Here is a 15,530-nt window from a genome sequence, read left to right as displayed (position 1 = left end):
CGGGCGCCCTTGTCATACCGAATTTGCGAATTCGCCAAATCAGCGTCAACCCACGGAGTTCCATCATGTCACTCGTATCCCTGCGCCAGTTGCTGGACCACGCGGGAGAGTTCGGCTACGGCGTGCCGGCTTTCAACGTCAATAACCTCGAACAGATCCACGCCATCATGGAAGCCGCCGAGGAGAGCGGCAGCCCGGTCATCCTGCAGGCCTCGGCCGGCGCGCGCAAATATGCCGGCGAGGCCTACCTGCGCCATATGGTGCTGGCTGCGGCGGAGACGCATCCGGATATTCCCATCGTGCTGCACCAGGATCACGGCGCCAGCCCGGCGGTGTGCCAGGCCTCGATCCGCTCGGGCTTTACCAGCGTGATGATGGACGGTTCGCTGCGCGAAGACATGAAGACGCCGTCGGACTACGCTTACAACGTCGACGTGACCCGCCGCGTCTGCGAGATGGCGCACGCGGTAGGAGTCTCGGTCGAGGGCGAACTGGGTTGCCTGGGCTCGCTCGAAACCGGGCAAGCCGGCGAGGAGGATGGCGTTGGTGCCGCTGGCATCCTGTCGCACGACATGATGCTGACCGACCCGGACCAGGCGCGCGACTTCGTCGCCCGCACCGGCGTGGATGCGCTGGCCATCGCCATTGGCACCAGCCACGGCGCCTACAAATTTTCGCGCAAGCCGACCGGCGACATCCTGGCGATGGACCGCATCCGCGAGATCCATCAGAAGATTCCCGACACCCACCTGGTCATGCATGGTTCCAGTTCGGTGCCGCAGGAGTGGCTGGAGATCATTCGCCAGTACGGTGGCGAGATCAAGGAGACCTATGGCGTGCCGGTCGAGGAAATCCTGCGCGGCATCAAGACCGGTGTGCGCAAGGTGAATATCGATACCGATATCCGCCTGGCAATGACCGGCGCCATCCGCAAGTCCCTCGCCGACGACCGCAGCGAGTTCGATCCGCGCAGGGCATTGCTGGCTGCCAAGAAGGGCGCCAAGAGCGTGGTGCGGTTGCGCTTCGAGGCGTTCGGCTGCGCCGGACAGGCATCGAAGATCAAACCGGTGCCGCTGGAAAAGCTGGTGCCGCGCTACCGCTAGGCGAGGCGAGCCGTCCCGCGTGCCCGGCAACGCGCCAGACCATCCCCGCACTATGGAGCGCGGGCGCGGGTCTGGCGCTCTGTCGTGTTGCACGGATCGATGTTCCGCGCGGGACAGCTTGTGCGCCATGCCTGTCGCAGACTGTCACCATGGCGGAGGTGCCGGCACCCCGCCTTGGGCCGCGCCGCGCTGGCACGGAACGTGAATGTGCCAAGGCGGATTCATCAGCCTTGGAGTGGCGGCTATGTGGGTAGTAAAACTCGGCGGCAGCCTTGGCCGCGACCCGTTGTTGCGCGAGTGGCTGCAGGAGCTGAGTGAGCTCGGCGGCGGCCGCATCGTGGTGGTGCCGGGAGGCGGCGGCTTCGCGGGGCAGGTGCGCGAGTACCGGGCGCAGTGGGCGTTCGACCATGTGGTGGCGCACAATATGGCGGTGCTGGCCATGGCCCAGTACGGGCTGATGATGCAGGGCATGTGCCCGGGCATGTCGCTGGCGGTGCACGAGAAAGACATCCAGGGCGTGCTGCGCAACGCCGGCGTGGCCGTGTGGGCACCGTTTTCGCTGTTGCGCGAGCAGGCCGACGAGATGACGCACCCAGGCGTCGGTTCGGACAGCATGGCCGCGTGGCTGTCGAACCGCCTCAACGCCGAGATGCTGCTGCTGGTCAAATCCACGCCGGCCGATGCCGGCCAGCCGGTGGAGCAATATGCCGCACAAGGGCTGGTGGACCGGCGCTTCGCGCATTTCACGCGTGGCGCGCCATATCCTATCGAATTTCTGCACAAGAGCGAGCTGGCGCGCATGCGCGAACTGCTGCTGCATCCGGCTGCCGGCTGACGGCTATTGGCGCCTGGCTACCGGCTACGGTGTGCGATGCTTGATGCGCAGGCCGGCCGCGGTCGGCCTGCGCATGTCCGCCGATCAGCTATGCGCAGCGAAAGGATGCGCTGAACTCTGCTTCTTGGCTACCACTTCGGCGGCGCTCGGCCAGCCCCCCACGGCGCGCTGGATCGCTTCGCGCGTGGCCTGGTAGTTGTAGTCCTGGATCTTGGTGTCGTCCTCGGCCTGCCAGTGGATGAACACGCCCACGCTGATAAACAGGTCGTCGGCTTCGGCGGCGGGAATGGTGCCGTCTTCCACGCTATCCGCCACCGCCATGGCAACGCCGCGCTGGGCCGGGCCGAACATCTGCACGGCCTGCTTGGCGCCCTTGATGGTGACCTTGTTGAACAGCACGGTATTGGGCTTGGCCTGCAGGTTCGGCGCCACCACGGCGAGCAACGAGGTGAAGCCGTCCTTGTTGTTGGTCAGCGCGTTGCAGAAGGCGGTCTCGGCAGCCGAGCCGCGCGGCCCAAGGATCAGGTCGATATGCGCGACCTCGTTGCCGTCGCCGACCAGCGATTCGCCAACACGAACACGATCGATTTTTGCCATTTGCGAGTCTCCCGGATAGAGGATGTTCAGGAAAAGAAAAGAAGGCGCAATGTGTCCCCCCGGGCTTTACCTAACACGTTCCATGCCAAGCCTGGGCACGGCGTGAAAGGCGGGTAGGAAGGACAGGGTCCGAGAGCGATAGGGGCTGCGATCATTGCGCCGGCGGCGGTGAGAGCGGCGCAGATGGATGACCGTCGCTCAGGCGTCTGTGCCAGACGCGTGCCTGAAGGGTGACACTCTGTGCGAACGGCGAGAGGCGCGCAAGCGGGTGGAGACCGAGCATGCTTGCGCACCTGGCAGGCGCGCGGGCTTGCGTGCGGCAGCACTCGGTGACCCGATCGGGTTGGGAGGCCGGCGAGGGCTGGCTAAGCGTGCTGGTGCAGGCTGTGAGGGCCGCCGTTGAGCGCTGCGGGGACGCCGCTGGTGCGATGGCGTTCATCGTGGCGCGCCTTCAGCAAGGACTGGATCTGCGCGCTGCGCCGGCGCAGTTCGATTTCGGTTGCGGCCTCCGTCAGGCCGGCGGCGGAGACCGAGCAGAAGGGGTGGCCGGCAGCCACATAGCTGCCGGGAACGGGAATGTCGTGGCACCAGCCAGTGCGCATCAGCGCGACAGTGAGCGCGGCGTTGATCTGCGCGGGGTCTTGCGCAAAGACATGCTGGAAGCCGCGCACGCCGGTCTGCCGCGCCGCCGGTGGCTCGGGCGTTTCGCCGCGGCAGGCCTGCAGGTGCGCGTGCATCAGGCCAAGCGGATAGGCGTTGGTATAGAGCGCCATGCTGGCCGGCGGCCGCGGGTTCACTTCAAGCACCATGATGTCCGGCGCGTCGAACAGGAAGTCGATGCTGTTCAGGCCCACCAGGCTGGTTTCGCGCGCGATGCATTGGATGATCTCGACGAGACGCGCGGTGGTGCTTGCCGGCAGCATCGCTGGGCCTGCAGCGCCGTGGAACAGATAGGGGCAGTCGTGGTGCGAGCCGATGCGCTGCAGGCTGATGCCGACCAGGTGGACGCCGCGGCGGTGAGCAACAAATAGCGCGGACATCGGCAGGCCGGGTCCTTGCCGCTGGAAGTACCGAGTGCCGTCGGCGGCGTCGGCAGCGTTGGCATCTGCGCTGGCCAGCTGGCGGATATGCGAGCCGCCGGTGCCGCCGACAGCTTTGCACAGCCAGCCTGCCGGCTCGCGCGGCATCTCCATGGTGGTTTCCGGATGCGGAATGCCGAGCGCGGCCAGCAACCGGAAGAAGGCGCCGGGCTGCTTGACGCCGCGCACGGTGGCGGCACTGTTGCCGAGCAGCGGCACCAGCGCGTGGCCGGCGTCGAGCAGATCGGGTCGTTGTTCGAAGCCGCTACCGGCAACCCAGCCAAACGGATGCACGGTGTCGCGCAAGCGGCGCAGCGCGGCGAGCACGTGCTCGCCGTCGAGCGCCATCGACCCGGTGGCGCCGATCGGCTCCCAGCGCTGCGCGACATGCCGCGTGTCGGCATCGCCGAACAGGTCCAGTGCGGCCACGCGCAAGCCGGCTTGCGCTGCGGACTCGGCCATCATCCGCGATGACAGGGCGGCGACGATGAGGGTCTGGGAGGGCATGGTGGGTCAGGGTGGTTCGGTGGGCATTTCGCGCGCGGGGTCCGGCATATCGGCTGCGATGCCGGCGTCGGTGCCAGCGTCGATGTGGCGCTCGCATTCGCTACAAAAAGCAATCGGCATACCAAGCGAGCCACGCGCGTGGGATCGGGGGAGAATCGGGCCTGTTGCAAGCGTCGGGGCCTTGCACTGTCACGGCCATTGTTCCGCTTTTCGCACAGGCTGTCCCGCGTCCGGCGACGCCATTGGACAAGGGCGTGATCAGCAGGATAGGTAAGGGGCGCGAGGGGCTGCCAGCCCCCTCGGTGTGGCACGCAGGGCGGCGCCGCTACGATTGCTCGGACGTCTCGGCCTGCGCCAGGTTGATATGCAGCCGATGTATCTTGCGGTACAGCGTGTTCCGGCTGATGGAGAGCGAGCGGGCTACGGTGCTGACATTCCAGCGGTGCTTGTGGAGCAGGCCAAGGATGGTGTCGCGTTCGTTCAGTTGGATGGCATTGAACTGCGCCAGCGCCTTGGCTTCATCGTCTGGCATATTGGGCTGCGCCGCCATGGCCGGCTCGCGGGGCGCGCCGGCTTCCCCCGCGCCTTGCACGATTTCCGCCGGCAGGTGCTGGCAAGCGATGGTGTCGCCGTCGCACAGTGCCAGGGCGGTGCGCAGCACATGGCGCAACTGCCGGAGATTGCCGGGCCAGGGGTAGCGCAGCAGCGCCTGCACGGCGTCCGGCGCCAGCGTCGGTGCCTGGTCCGGCTCCGCCTCCTCGGCGAGGATGTGCTGCATCAGCGTGAGCCGGTCGGTGCGCTCGCGCAGCGGCGGCAGGCGCAACTCGATGCCGTTGAGCCGGTAGAACAAGTCTTCGCGGAACTGGCCGCTCTGCACCAGTTCGGCCAGGTTGCGGTGGCTGGCGCTGACCAGCTGGAAGTCGACCTTGACCACCGCCTCCGAGCCGAGCGGCGAGACCTGACGTTCTTCCAGGACGCGCAGCAGGCGGGACTGCAACGTCATGGGCATGTCGCCGATCTCGTCCAGGAACAGCGTGCCGCCGTTGGCCTGGATGATCTTGCCGCGCCGGCCTTCGCGCTGGGCGCCGGTAAACGCGCCGGCGCGGTAGCCGAATAATTCGCTTTCGATCAGGTTCTCCGGCAGCGAGGCACAGTTGATGGCGACAAAGGCGCGCTCACGCGCCGGGCTCATCTGGTGCAGGGCATTGGCGAAGACCTCCTTGCCGCTGCCGGTCTCCCCGTGCAGCAGGATGGGGATGCGCCGGGTGATCACGCGCTGCGCCAGCCGGACCTGCGCTTCCATCTGCGGGTCGCCAAAGGCCAGTCTGGTGGACGGTGCCACCGTGGCCGGGGCACGCGGGACAGCCGTCGGGGGTTCCACGCTGGCCGCTCGCGGCGCGGCTTGGGTGTTGGCCGCTCTCGCGCCGCCAATGGTGCCGCCGCTGGTGCCGAGGTTCGGCTGCTGGGCCACCATGAAGAAGCGGTTCGACGCGCTCGCGCGATAGACCGGCACCGGATGGAAGGAGTTGCGCGCGCACCGCGCCAGGATTTCGTCGAGCGAGGTCTTGAACAATTCGTCGATCTGTTTGCCGAGCAGGGCAGACAGCGAGCGAAAATCCAGCTGGAACAGCGCGCTGCGATTGGCTGCCAGCACCCTGCCGCTGTCGTCGATCGCGAGCTTGCCTTCGTGCAGCGTGTTGACGAGTTCGGGGCGGCTGTGGAAATGGATCTGGTGCGCGTGCTTGAACCGCTCGTCCATCAAGCGGTTTTCAATCATCTGGCGGGACATGCCGACCAGCACCAGCGAATGCTGCTGCAGCAGCGGCGAGCGGCTGGTGACGTCGAGCACGGCGGTCAGTTCGCCGCGATCGTTGAAGATCGGCGAGGCCGAGCACGTCAGCGAGGTGTACTGCGCGAAATAGTGTTCATTCTGACGCACCGCAACAGGCTCGGCTTCGATCAGGCAGGTGCCCATGCCGTTAGTGCCGGCCTCGCGCTCGCTCCAGACCGCGCCGGTGCGCAAACCCAGGGGTTCCACGTCCTGCGAGAAACCGACCGACGACACCATATGCACGATGACGCCATCCATATCGGTCAGCACCACGGCCAGCTCGGGATCGGCGAGCTGCTGGTAGAGCGTGGTCATCTCCAGCTTGGCGCAGGCGATCAGGTCGCTCATGCGGTCGCGCCGCTCGTTGAACTCCGGCTGGGTCAGGATCGGAGGCATGCGCTGCTGCGCAGGGTCCAGCTGGAAGTCCCGCAGGCAGCGCGCCCAGGAGCGTGTCACCACCGAGCTGTTCTGCGTGCCGCATAACTGTCCGTTGACGACATTGAGAATCTGCGCGACGTGGTGACTGGCGGACTGAAGTGTTGTCACCGAGCTCCTCCTTTTAGCCTGCGGGCTCTTTTGTGCGGTGCAATCTGGCGTGGCGCGAACTGTTGCTATGCAATAGCCGCAGTGCAATCGCTGCGATGCAATAAAGAAACCGGCGCCTGTAGTTATGCGGATGGAAGCCGATCTTGTGTAACGAGGTGACACTATAGGCCGGACTTCCGATCGCATCAACGGGGCGGAAACCCTCAGGTTTCCCGGCGGCGCCGAATTCAGCGCGCGGCCCGCGTCGCCAGCGAAACACCGCAGGCGCGCAGCGCATCGTCCTGGATGCCGCGATAGCGCTTGGCGGCGTGCTTGCCGTATTCCGGATCGCGGAATATCGCGCCGCCTTCGCCGCCAAGCGTGGCGTACTTGGCGAAGGTAGACGATTCGACATACTCGTCATATGGCAGTTGCGCCGCGATCCGGTCGATCGCGCACGAACACTTGTGCAGGTACACGTAGGCACCGCCGTTTCTTGCCATGCACTCGCCCACATATTCGACGCGGGCGGTAGTGGGGTAGTTGTTGGCAGGCAGGTCTTGAGCGGTTTGCGCGTCGGCGGGAGCCATGGACAATGCCGCCAGCACGCAGGCAAGCTGCCGGAGGCCGAAGATGGAGGGCTGCATGCGGGGGTCTCCTCGTAGTGTGCGCTTTCTGTGGAACGTCTTGTGCAATCTTGTCCCAATAACGATGCAAGTCGCGCGCCATCCCGCCACGGTGCCGCGCGAACCCGCTACGCCGTCTTTCTGGTCCAGTTCTGACACATATTGTCCCGGCCTCGCACCCCCGCCTGGAACGAATGCGAGCGCTTCGTGCCGGCCGGGCGACGCAGCGTGATTGCCTGCCGGGCACGAAGCGCTCAAGACCCACCGCACACTCGCCATGCAAGCGGCGACTGCGCGGCTCGGGCATGGATCGTGCAGAAGCCTGCGCGGCACCTTTCCGACGGCTGCCAGGTTCGCAACCCGCGCAATCAGTTTTAGTTGAGGAGCCGGAGGCGGCGCGCAGGAAGCGGGATCCAGACTTTGTCACGTAAAGAAAGACGGAGGAGACATGAAATTCCGGACCATGATGGTGGGGATGGCGATGCTTGCCACAGCCACCGCGTCATTTACCGCACGCGCGGATGCCGAGCTGGACAAGCTGGTGGCCAATCCGGCCAATTGGGCAGCACAGGCTGGCGACTATGCCAACCATCGTTACAGCGAGCTCAAGCAGGTCAACGCCGGCAACGTGAAAAACCTGCAGGTTGCGTGGACGGTGTCCACCGGCGTGCTGCGAGGCCACGAAGGCTCGCCGCTGGTGATCGGCGACACGATGTTCATCCACTCGCCGTTTCCGAACAAGGTGATCGCGATCAACCTGAAGGACCAGTCTTTCAAGTGGAAGTACGAGCCCAAGCAGGAAAACAACGTGGTGCCGGTGATGTGCTGCGACACCGTCAACCGCGGCCTGGCCTACGGCGATGGCAAGATCCTGCTGCAGCAGGCCGACACCACCCTGGTGGCGCTCGATGCGAAGACCGGCAAGGTCATGTGGACCGTCAAGAACGGCGATCCCAAGGTCGGTGAGACCAATACCAACGCCCCGCACGTCTTCAAGGACAAAGTCATCACCGGCATCTCCGGCGGCGAATTCGGCGTGCGCGGCCGCCTGCTCGCCTATGACCTGAAGACGGGCAAGAAGATCTGGACCGCTTTTAGCACCGGCCCCGACAACGAGCTGCTGTTCGATCCTGCAACCACCATGACCTGGACCGACGGCAAGATGGCGCCGGTCGGCAAGGACTCCTCGGTCAAGACCTGGAAGGGCGACCAGTGGAAGCTGGGCGGCGGCACCACCTGGGGCTGGTATGCCTACGATCCGAAGCTGAACCTGGTCTACTACGGCAGCGGCAACCCGGGCACGTGGAATCCGGCGCAGCGCCCGGGCGACAACAAGTGGTCGATGACGCTGTTCGCGCGGGACCTGGATACCGGCAAGGCCAAGTGGGTCTACCAGATGACGCCGCACGACGAGTGGGACTACGACGGCGTCAACGAGAACGTGCTGGCCGACCTGGACATCAAGGGCAAGAAGGTACCCACGCTGGTGCACCTGGACCGCAACGGTTTCGGCTACACGCTCAACCGCGAGACCGGCGAATTGCTGGTGGCGGAGAAATACGACCCGACCATCAACTGGGCATCCAAGATCGACATGAAGAGCGGGCGCCCCATCGTCAACGCCAAGTACTCGCCCGCCACCACGGGCCCGGATGTCGACGTCAAAGGCATCTGCCCGTCGGCGCTCGGCACCAAGGACCAGCAGCCGATGAGCTACGATCGCAAGTCGGGCATTTTCCTGGTGCCGACCAACCACGTCTGCATGGACTATGAACCCTTCCAGGTCGAGTACACCGCGGGCCAGCCCTATGTAGGAGCGACCCTGTCGATGTACGCGACGCCGAAGAGCCATGGCGGCATGGGCAATTTCATTGCCTGGGATGCCGCCGCCGGCAAGATCCTGTGGTCCAAGCCGGAGCGCTTCTCGGTCTGGTCGGGCGCGCTGGCGACGGCGGGTGATATTGCCTTCTACGGCACGCTTGAGGGCTATGTGAAGGCCGTCAATATCAAGGACGGGAAGGAGCTGTGGAAGTTCAAGACCCCCTCCGGCATCATCGGCAACGTCTTCACGTATCAGTTCAAGGGCAAGCAATATGTCGGCGTCTATTCGGGCATCGGCGGATGGGCCGGCATTGGCATGGCGGCAGGGCTGGAGAAGGCGAACGAAGGTCTGGGCGCGGTAGGCGGCTACAAGGATCTGGCGAAGTACACCGATCTCGGCGGCACGCTGTTCGTCTTCGCGCTGCCTACCACCTGATGCCGGTCTTGCTCACCCCCACGATACGCAGTCTGCAATAAGCGAAGCGGCGGCCCGGCGCGGCCGCCTGCCAAGCGTCCCTACAAGGAGTTGAAGAGATGTTCCGTTCCTCAATGGTGATTTTTGCCCTGCTGGCCTGTACCGTTTGCGACGCGCAAAGCAAGAGCGACGCGACGCAATCCGCGGCGCCCTATAAGGTAAGTGAAGGCAACAAGGTCGACACCAATACCCTGCAAGGCTGGAAGACCTGGCGCGCCATGGCGTGCGAGCGCTGCCACGGCGCGCAGCAGGAGGGCATGGTCGGTCCCTCGCTGGTGGAGTCGCTGAAGAAGTTGTCGATGGACGATTTCCACAAGCTGATGATGGACGGCCGGATCGACAAGGGCATGCCGAATTTCGGGGGCTCCGAGATGATGCAGAAGAACTGGCAGAACCTATATGCCTATCTCAAGGGCCGCTCCGATGGCAAGATCAAGCCGGGCCATGTCTATCCGGCTGACAAATGATGACCGGGCCGGCGCGCCGGATAACGGCAAACAGGAGTCGACGGATGCGCAATCGGGGACTGACGCTGATGGCAACGGTGCTGGCTGGAGCGTTGGCGGCGCCACCAGGCGCGGCGCAGGCACCGCCGGCGGACAAGCTGTTGCGGGTCTGTGCCGACCCGAACAGCCTGCCGTCGTCGAACCAGCGCGGCGAAGGCTACGAGAACAAGATCGCACAGGCCATGGCCCACGATCTCGGCCGGGAGGTGGCCTACACCTTCTTCCCGCAGCGCATGGGCTTCGTGCGCAATACGCTGCGGGCGAAGGATCCCGATACCGGCAACTGGAAATGTGACTTGATCGTTGGCGTGCCCAAGGACTATGAGCTGACGGCCACCACGCGGCCGTATATGCATTCGACCTATGCGCTGGTGTTCCGCCAGCGCGATGCGCTGCGCGAGGTAGCCACGCCGGAGGACCTGTTGAAGCTGCCGCCTGAAACGCTGGGCAAGCTGCGCTTCGGCATCTTCTCGCGCGCGCCGTCGGTGGACTGGCTGCTGCGCAACAAGCTGTTCGAGCAGGCCGTGGTCTACCAGCAGCAGAGTGGTGATCCCGACGAGGTGCCGGGTGGCGTGGTCGAGCGCGATCTGCTGGCCGACAAGGTCGACATCGCTATCCTGTGGGGACCCATCGCCGGCTACCTGGCCCGCCAGCATGCCGGCGCCGGCGAATGGGTGATGGTGCCGTTCCGGCCCGATCCGCAACTCAAGTTCGATTACGAGATCGCCATGGGCGTGCGCTTTGGCGAGAAGGCGTGGAAAGATGAAGTGGATCGCTGGATTGCCGGCAACCAGGAAAAGATCAATGCGATTCTCGCCAGCTACCGGATTCCCCTGGTGGACGACAAAGGCAATCCGGTCGCGGGCCCGTCCCCCAACCGGCGTTAGGCAGCGTGTCGTCGCTGTGCTGCTGTGCGCCATCACGGGTGCCGTGGCGGCGCCCGCCGGCGCCGCCGACGATCCCATCAAGCCGGCGGAGCGGTTGCTGTTCATGGCCGACCACCTGAAGACGGTGCGGGTGCCGGCCGATCTCGTCTACCGCTTCGACAAGGGCGGCAGCCTGGCGCCGGCAGGCAGCGAGGAGGTGCACGTCAGGTTGTCGCGCGGCGGCAAGGGCGTGAGCGCGGTCGTCAGCGATGCGGCCGGCACCATGCCGTTCGCGCTCGAAGCGCCGCTGCGGGGCAATCCGGTCATCCTCTATTTCCTGGAGAAGGACATCGCCGAAATGCGCCAGTTGACCGGCGGCCAGCCGCGTTATTTCCAGAAGCGGATCCGGCTCGCGCTGGCGCAGGGCCCGGCCATCACCCCGGTGACGGCCGAGCTGGATGGCAAGCCGGTGCCGGCGCGGCAGATCGTGATCCAGCCCTACCTGGACGATCCCAACCACGCCCGCTTCGAAAACCTGGTCGGCAAGCGCTACACCTTCGTGCTGTCCGACCGCGTGCCCGGCCAGGTCCTGCTGCTCAAGAGCGAGGTGCCGGGCAAGGTGCCGGGAGTGACGCCGGACCAGGCGCAGAACCAGACGCAGAACCAGGCGCAGGACTTCGCGCGTCCGGTGCAAACCGAGACTTTGCGCTTTCGCGGCGCCAAGCCATGATGAATCGGGTGAATCGAATGCATGGGAAGCACGCAAGCGAGCGTCGCAGGTTCCTGCGCGCCGGACTGGGCGCGCTTGCCGCGCCGCTGCTTGCCGGCATGGCGGGCCGGGTCCCGGCCAGCACGGGCAGCATGGCCGACAGGTATCCGTCACGGCCGATCACGCTGATCGTCCCCTGGCCGGCAGGCGGCGCGACCGACATCACGATGCGGATCCTCGCCGAACTGGCCAGCCCGGCGCTTGGCCAGCCGATCGTGGTCGAGAACAAGCCCGGCGTGGGTGGCACCCTGGTGGGCCCCGCGCTGTCTGCGGCTAAGCCGAACGGCTACGTTATCGGCCAGTTGCCGTTGACGGTTTACCGCCTGCCGCACCAGCAGAAGACCAGTTGGCAGCCGTTGCGCGATATCCAGCCGGTGCTGATGATCTCGGGCGTCACCTTCGGCATCCTGGTCCCGGCCGACAGCCCACTGCGCAGCCTGGGCGACCTGCTTGAGTGGGGCCGCGCACATCCGGGCGAACTGACGGTGGGTTCCACGGGGATAGGTACCACGGCGCACCTCGGCATGGAAGACGTCCTCTCGCGTAACGGCATCTCCTATGTGCATGTGCCGTATCGCGGCACCGCCGACCAGATGCTGGCAGTGGCCAACCATTCGCTGATGGCCGGCGTCAATTCCACCGGCTTCGCGCCCTTCGTGGCGTCTGGGCAACTGCGCTTGCTGGCGGTGTTCAGCGAGGCGCGTTCGGCGCACTGGCCCGACGTCCCGACCGTGAAGGAGCTCGGCTATCCGGATGCCGTTTACAACTCGCCGTATGGCATCGGCGTGCCACATGGGACCGACCCGCGCATCGTCACACGCCTGCACGACGCGTTTCATCACGCGATGTTCCAGCCCCGTCATATCGCCGAGCTTGCCAAATACGACCAGGAGCTTACCTACCTGAACACGGCGCGGTACCAGGCCTACCTGGAGCGGGCCTGGGTCAAGGAGCGTGAATTTGCCGAACGCCTTGGCCTCGGGATCAAGCAGGAGGCCTCGTCATGACGCGTGCCCCGGAAGCGGCATTATTTGCCGACGCGCTGGCCTGCGAAGGCGTGCGCAAGCGGTTTGGCGCTCGGGCAGCCCTCGACGGCGTGTCGCTGCGGGTGCGGCGCGGCGAGTTTGTCGCCTTGCTGGGTCCCAACGGCGCGGGCAAGACCACGCTGTTCCAGATCCTCGCGGGGCTTTTCGTCCAGGACGCGGGCCAAGTGGAAGTGATGGGCGCCGATATGCGTGAGGCGCCGGTCCATGCACTGGCCCACATCGGCATCGTGTTCCAGCAACCGGCCATCGATCTCGATCTGTCGGTCGAGGCCAACCTGCGGTTCCATGCCGATCTGCATGGCCTGCCGCGCCGGGAATCGGCCGCCCGGATGGCGCCGCTGCTCGACCACCTGGGCCTGGCGGCGCGGCGCGGTACCCTGGTGCGTGAACTGTCGGGCGGCAACCGGCGCAAGGTGGAGTTGGTGCGCGCGCTGCTCCACCAGCCCGGCCTGCTGTTGATGGACGAAGCCACGGTGGGCCTCGACCCGGCCTCGCGCATGCAGATCGTCACCGAGGCGCGGCGTCTGGCGACGCACAGCCGGGTGGGCGTGCTATGGGCGACGCATCTGGTGCAGGAAGTCGAGGCGAGCGACCGCGTCGTGGTGCTGCATCGTGGACTAGTGCGCTTCGACGGCACACCGGCGGACCTGCTGCGCGCGGCAGGCGGCGGCAGCCTGGAAGCGGCATTCCTGTCCCTCACCGGGACACCTGAACAGGAGGCGCGGAAATGACGAACCGCCATGCGGTGCCGGCCCGCTTGCGGGCGATGTTGCTGGCCGGGCTTTGCCTGGCGCCAGGGCCGGGCTGGAGCGCGGGCACCGGCCAGCTCTTCGTCTCGAACGAGAAGGACGGCAGCCTTACCGTGATCCGGGCGGACACTCGCCAGGTGACTGGCACCCTGGCACAGTGCAAGCGGCCGCGCCACCTGCAGTTCTCGCCGGATCGTACCCGCCTGTACGTCGCCTGCAGCGACGACCACCGTATCGACGTGATCGACGTGGCCAGCCGCAAGACGGTCGGCGCGCTGCGCGTGGGCGAGGATCCGGAAATGTTCGACCTGAGCCCCGATGGCAAGTCCCTCTATGTGTCGAACGAGGAAGACGCCTTGCTGTCGGCCTTCGACGTGGCGTCCGGCAAGAAGCTGTTCGAGGTCAAGGTCGGCGAAGAGCCGGAAGGCGTCAAGGCCAGTGCGGACGGCAAGCGCGTCTATGTCGCCTCCGAAGTGGCGAACATGGTCCATGTCATCGATGTCGCGGCGCGCAAGGTGGTCAAGAACATCCAGGTCGGAAACCGGCCCCGCCGCTTCATCCTGACACCGGATGGCAAGGAATTGTGGGTAAGCAACGAACTCGGCGCCAGCGTCAGCGTGATCCGCACCGACGACCTGGCGGTGGCGCATACCATCCAGTTCGAGCCCAAGGGCTTTCGCGCCGACGACATCACCCCGGTCGGCATGACCCTGTCCAGCGACGGCAAGCGCGCCTATGTAGGGCTTGGCCGCGCCAACCACGTGGCGGTGGTGGATGCCGCCGGCAAGCGCGTGACGGACTACATCCTGGTCGGCAAGCGTGCCTGGGGACTGGGGTTGAACCGCGACAACAGCCTGCTCTATGTCACCAACGGCTTGTCTGACGATGTCAGCGTGGTCGACACGGCTCGCAACAAGGCGGTCACCGCCATCCAGGTCGGGCGGGTGCCGCATTCCGTGGTGATCGACGATTGAAGGCGGCAGACGTCATGTGGGTAAACGCACCCCTATCCTGGTGCCGGCGGGCGTTGCCGCTGGCATTCCTGTTGTTGTCGTGGGCCGCGGCCGCGCAGGAAGTGCGCATCGCCGTGGTGTCGCTTGCCGACGATCCGCGCTACGACAGCCGGCAACTGGAAAAGCGCTATCCCGGGCATCCCGAAGGGCGTCCGCTGGATGGTGCCAAGGTGGCCGTCGCCGAATCGCGCTTCGCGCTCGATGCGGTTGGCGCGACACTGGTGCTGGAACCGGTTGAAGTCCGCGGCGAAGCCGAAGTCGCCGCTGCCGTGAGCGGGCTGGTCCGCCGGAATGTGAGGTATGTCGTGCTGGACCTGCCGGCGCCTGCCGTCGTCGTGGCCGCAAAGGCGGTCAAGCGGGGGGACGCGCTGCTGTTCAACATATCCGCCGCCGACGACAGCCTGCGCGGCGCCGGCTGCGCGCCCAACCTGCTGCATACCTTGCCAAGCCTGCGCATGCGCACGGACGCACTGATGCAATACCTGGCCGCGCGCAAATGGCGCAAGGCCCTGCTGTTGTACGGGCCGCTGCCGGCCGACCGGGAGCAGCAGACCGCTTTCCTGCAATCGGCCAAGCGCTTCGGGATTGGCTGGGCTGCGCAACGTCCCTTCAAGCTGTCGAACGATCCGCGCGAGCGCGATCTGTCCAACGTGAACCTGTTGACCACCGGGGTTGACTACGACGCCGTCGTGGTTGCGGACAGCGATGGCGAGTTTGCGCGCTCGCTGCCTTATGCCACCCAGCTGCCGCGCCCGGTGGCCGGCGCCAATGGCCTGACCGCACAAGCCTGGCACTGGGCCTGGGAGCGCAACGGCGGGCCGCAGCTCAACCGGCGTTTCAGCAAGGCAGCCGGCCGGCCCATGACCAGCTTCGACTGGGCCGCATGGGCTGCCGTGAAGGCGGTGGCGGCATCGGTGGCGCGCTTGCCGAAAGCCGGCTTCGCCAGGCAGCGTGAGGCGCTGGTCTCCGGCGAGGTGGTGGTCGACGGCTTCAAGGGGCCGCGCCTGGGCTTCCGCCCTTGGGATGGCCAGTTACGCCAGCCGCTGTTTCTGTCCCACCCCGACGGCGTGATTGCCACGGCGCCGGTGGAGGGCTTCCTGCATCCTAAGAACAATCTCGACACGCTCGGCGCGGATGCCCCCGACTCAGCGTGCCGCATGACACGCTGAGCGTGCGCAGGGA

General features: G+C 66.0%; 14 protein-coding genes. 10 read left to right on the top strand and 4 right to left on the bottom strand.

The window, feature by feature from the left end; genetic code table 11:
- Positions 1-65 precede the first annotated feature (65 nt).
- Both fba and AB4061_RS09300 read left to right on the top strand, forming a co-directional pair.
- The gene (gene fba / locus AB4061_RS09305) at positions 66-1,103 is read left to right on the top strand and encodes a class II fructose-bisphosphate aldolase (protein WP_441633005.1); all 1,038 of its coding nucleotides are present in this window, start codon (positions 66-68) and stop codon (positions 1,101-1,103) included.
- Positions 1,104-1,347: 244 nt separating this feature from the next.
- Entirely contained in the window at positions 1,348-1,938 is a 591-nt protein-coding gene (locus AB4061_RS09300; protein WP_441633003.1) for an amino acid kinase family protein, read from the top strand.
- 84 nt (positions 1,939-2,022) lie between these two features.
- On the opposite strand, the gene fae is transcribed toward AB4061_RS09300, so the two are convergent.
- From fae to AB4061_RS09280, 4 genes are all read right to left on the bottom strand, one after another.
- Positions 2,023-2,535 carry a formaldehyde-activating enzyme gene (fae, locus tag AB4061_RS09295; RefSeq protein WP_253932662.1) on the bottom strand — a complete coding sequence of 171 codons (513 nt, stop codon included), beginning with the start codon at positions 2,533-2,535 and terminating at the stop codon, positions 2,023-2,025.
- 365 nt (positions 2,536-2,900) lie between these two features.
- Positions 2,901-4,121: an ATP-grasp domain-containing protein gene (locus AB4061_RS09290; RefSeq protein WP_441633001.1), complete on the bottom strand. Its 1,221-nt coding sequence runs from the start codon at positions 4,119-4,121 to the stop codon at positions 2,901-2,903.
- Between the two features lie 325 nt (positions 4,122-4,446).
- Entirely contained in the window at positions 4,447-6,498 is a 2,052-nt protein-coding gene (locus tag AB4061_RS09285) for a sigma-54-dependent Fis family transcriptional regulator (protein ID WP_441632999.1), read from the bottom strand.
- A 227-nt stretch (positions 6,499-6,725) separates the two neighbouring features.
- Entirely contained in the window at positions 6,726-7,124 is a 399-nt protein-coding gene (locus AB4061_RS09280; protein WP_441632997.1) for a hypothetical protein, read from the bottom strand.
- A gap of 427 nt (positions 7,125-7,551) precedes the next feature.
- On the opposite strand from AB4061_RS09280, the gene AB4061_RS09275 reads away from it, so the two are divergent.
- The 8 genes from AB4061_RS09275 to AB4061_RS09240 all read left to right on the top strand — a co-directional run bounded on the left by AB4061_RS09275 (position 7,552) and on the right by AB4061_RS09240 (position 15,517).
- A complete protein-coding gene (locus AB4061_RS09275; protein ID WP_441632995.1) occupies positions 7,552-9,360 on the top strand; it encodes a methanol/ethanol family PQQ-dependent dehydrogenase in 1,809 nt (602 codons plus the stop codon).
- A gap of 98 nt (positions 9,361-9,458) precedes the next feature.
- The gene (locus tag AB4061_RS09270) at positions 9,459-9,866 is read left to right on the top strand and encodes a c-type cytochrome (RefSeq protein WP_441632993.1); all 408 of its coding nucleotides are present in this window, start codon (positions 9,459-9,461) and stop codon (positions 9,864-9,866) included.
- A gap of 44 nt (positions 9,867-9,910) precedes the next feature.
- The gene (locus tag AB4061_RS09265) at positions 9,911-10,792 is read left to right on the top strand and encodes a substrate-binding domain-containing protein (protein ID WP_441632991.1); all 882 of its coding nucleotides are present in this window, start codon (positions 9,911-9,913) and stop codon (positions 10,790-10,792) included.
- A 16-nt stretch (positions 10,793-10,808) separates the two neighbouring features.
- Positions 10,809-11,501, top strand: a complete 693-nt coding sequence (locus AB4061_RS09260; protein WP_441632989.1) for a hypothetical protein — start codon at positions 10,809-10,811, stop codon at positions 11,499-11,501.
- A 17-nt stretch (positions 11,502-11,518) separates the two neighbouring features.
- Positions 11,519-12,547: a tripartite tricarboxylate transporter substrate binding protein gene (locus AB4061_RS09255; protein WP_441632987.1), complete on the top strand. Its 1,029-nt coding sequence runs from the start codon at positions 11,519-11,521 to the stop codon at positions 12,545-12,547.
- Positions 12,544-13,317 (top strand): ABC transporter ATP-binding protein, encoded by a 774-nt coding sequence (locus AB4061_RS09250; protein ID WP_441632985.1) that lies wholly within the window; start codon positions 12,544-12,546, stop codon positions 13,315-13,317. The genes AB4061_RS09255 and AB4061_RS09250 overlap by 4 nt, the downstream gene beginning before the upstream one ends.
- Before the next feature lie 35 nt (positions 13,318-13,352).
- Positions 13,353-14,309, top strand: a complete 957-nt coding sequence (locus AB4061_RS09245; protein ID WP_441633186.1) for a PQQ-dependent catabolism-associated beta-propeller protein — start codon at positions 13,353-13,355, stop codon at positions 14,307-14,309.
- Between the two features lie 14 nt (positions 14,310-14,323).
- The gene (locus tag AB4061_RS09240; protein ID WP_441632983.1) at positions 14,324-15,517 is read left to right on the top strand and encodes an ABC transporter substrate-binding protein; all 1,194 of its coding nucleotides are present in this window, start codon (positions 14,324-14,326) and stop codon (positions 15,515-15,517) included.
- Positions 15,518-15,530 lie beyond the last annotated feature (13 nt).

This window comes from Cupriavidus sp. YAF13, from assembly GCF_052113425.1.
Taxonomy (GTDB): Bacteria; Pseudomonadota; Gammaproteobacteria; order Burkholderiales; family Burkholderiaceae; genus Cupriavidus.
This window is presented reverse-complemented; position numbering and strand designations above follow the sequence as displayed.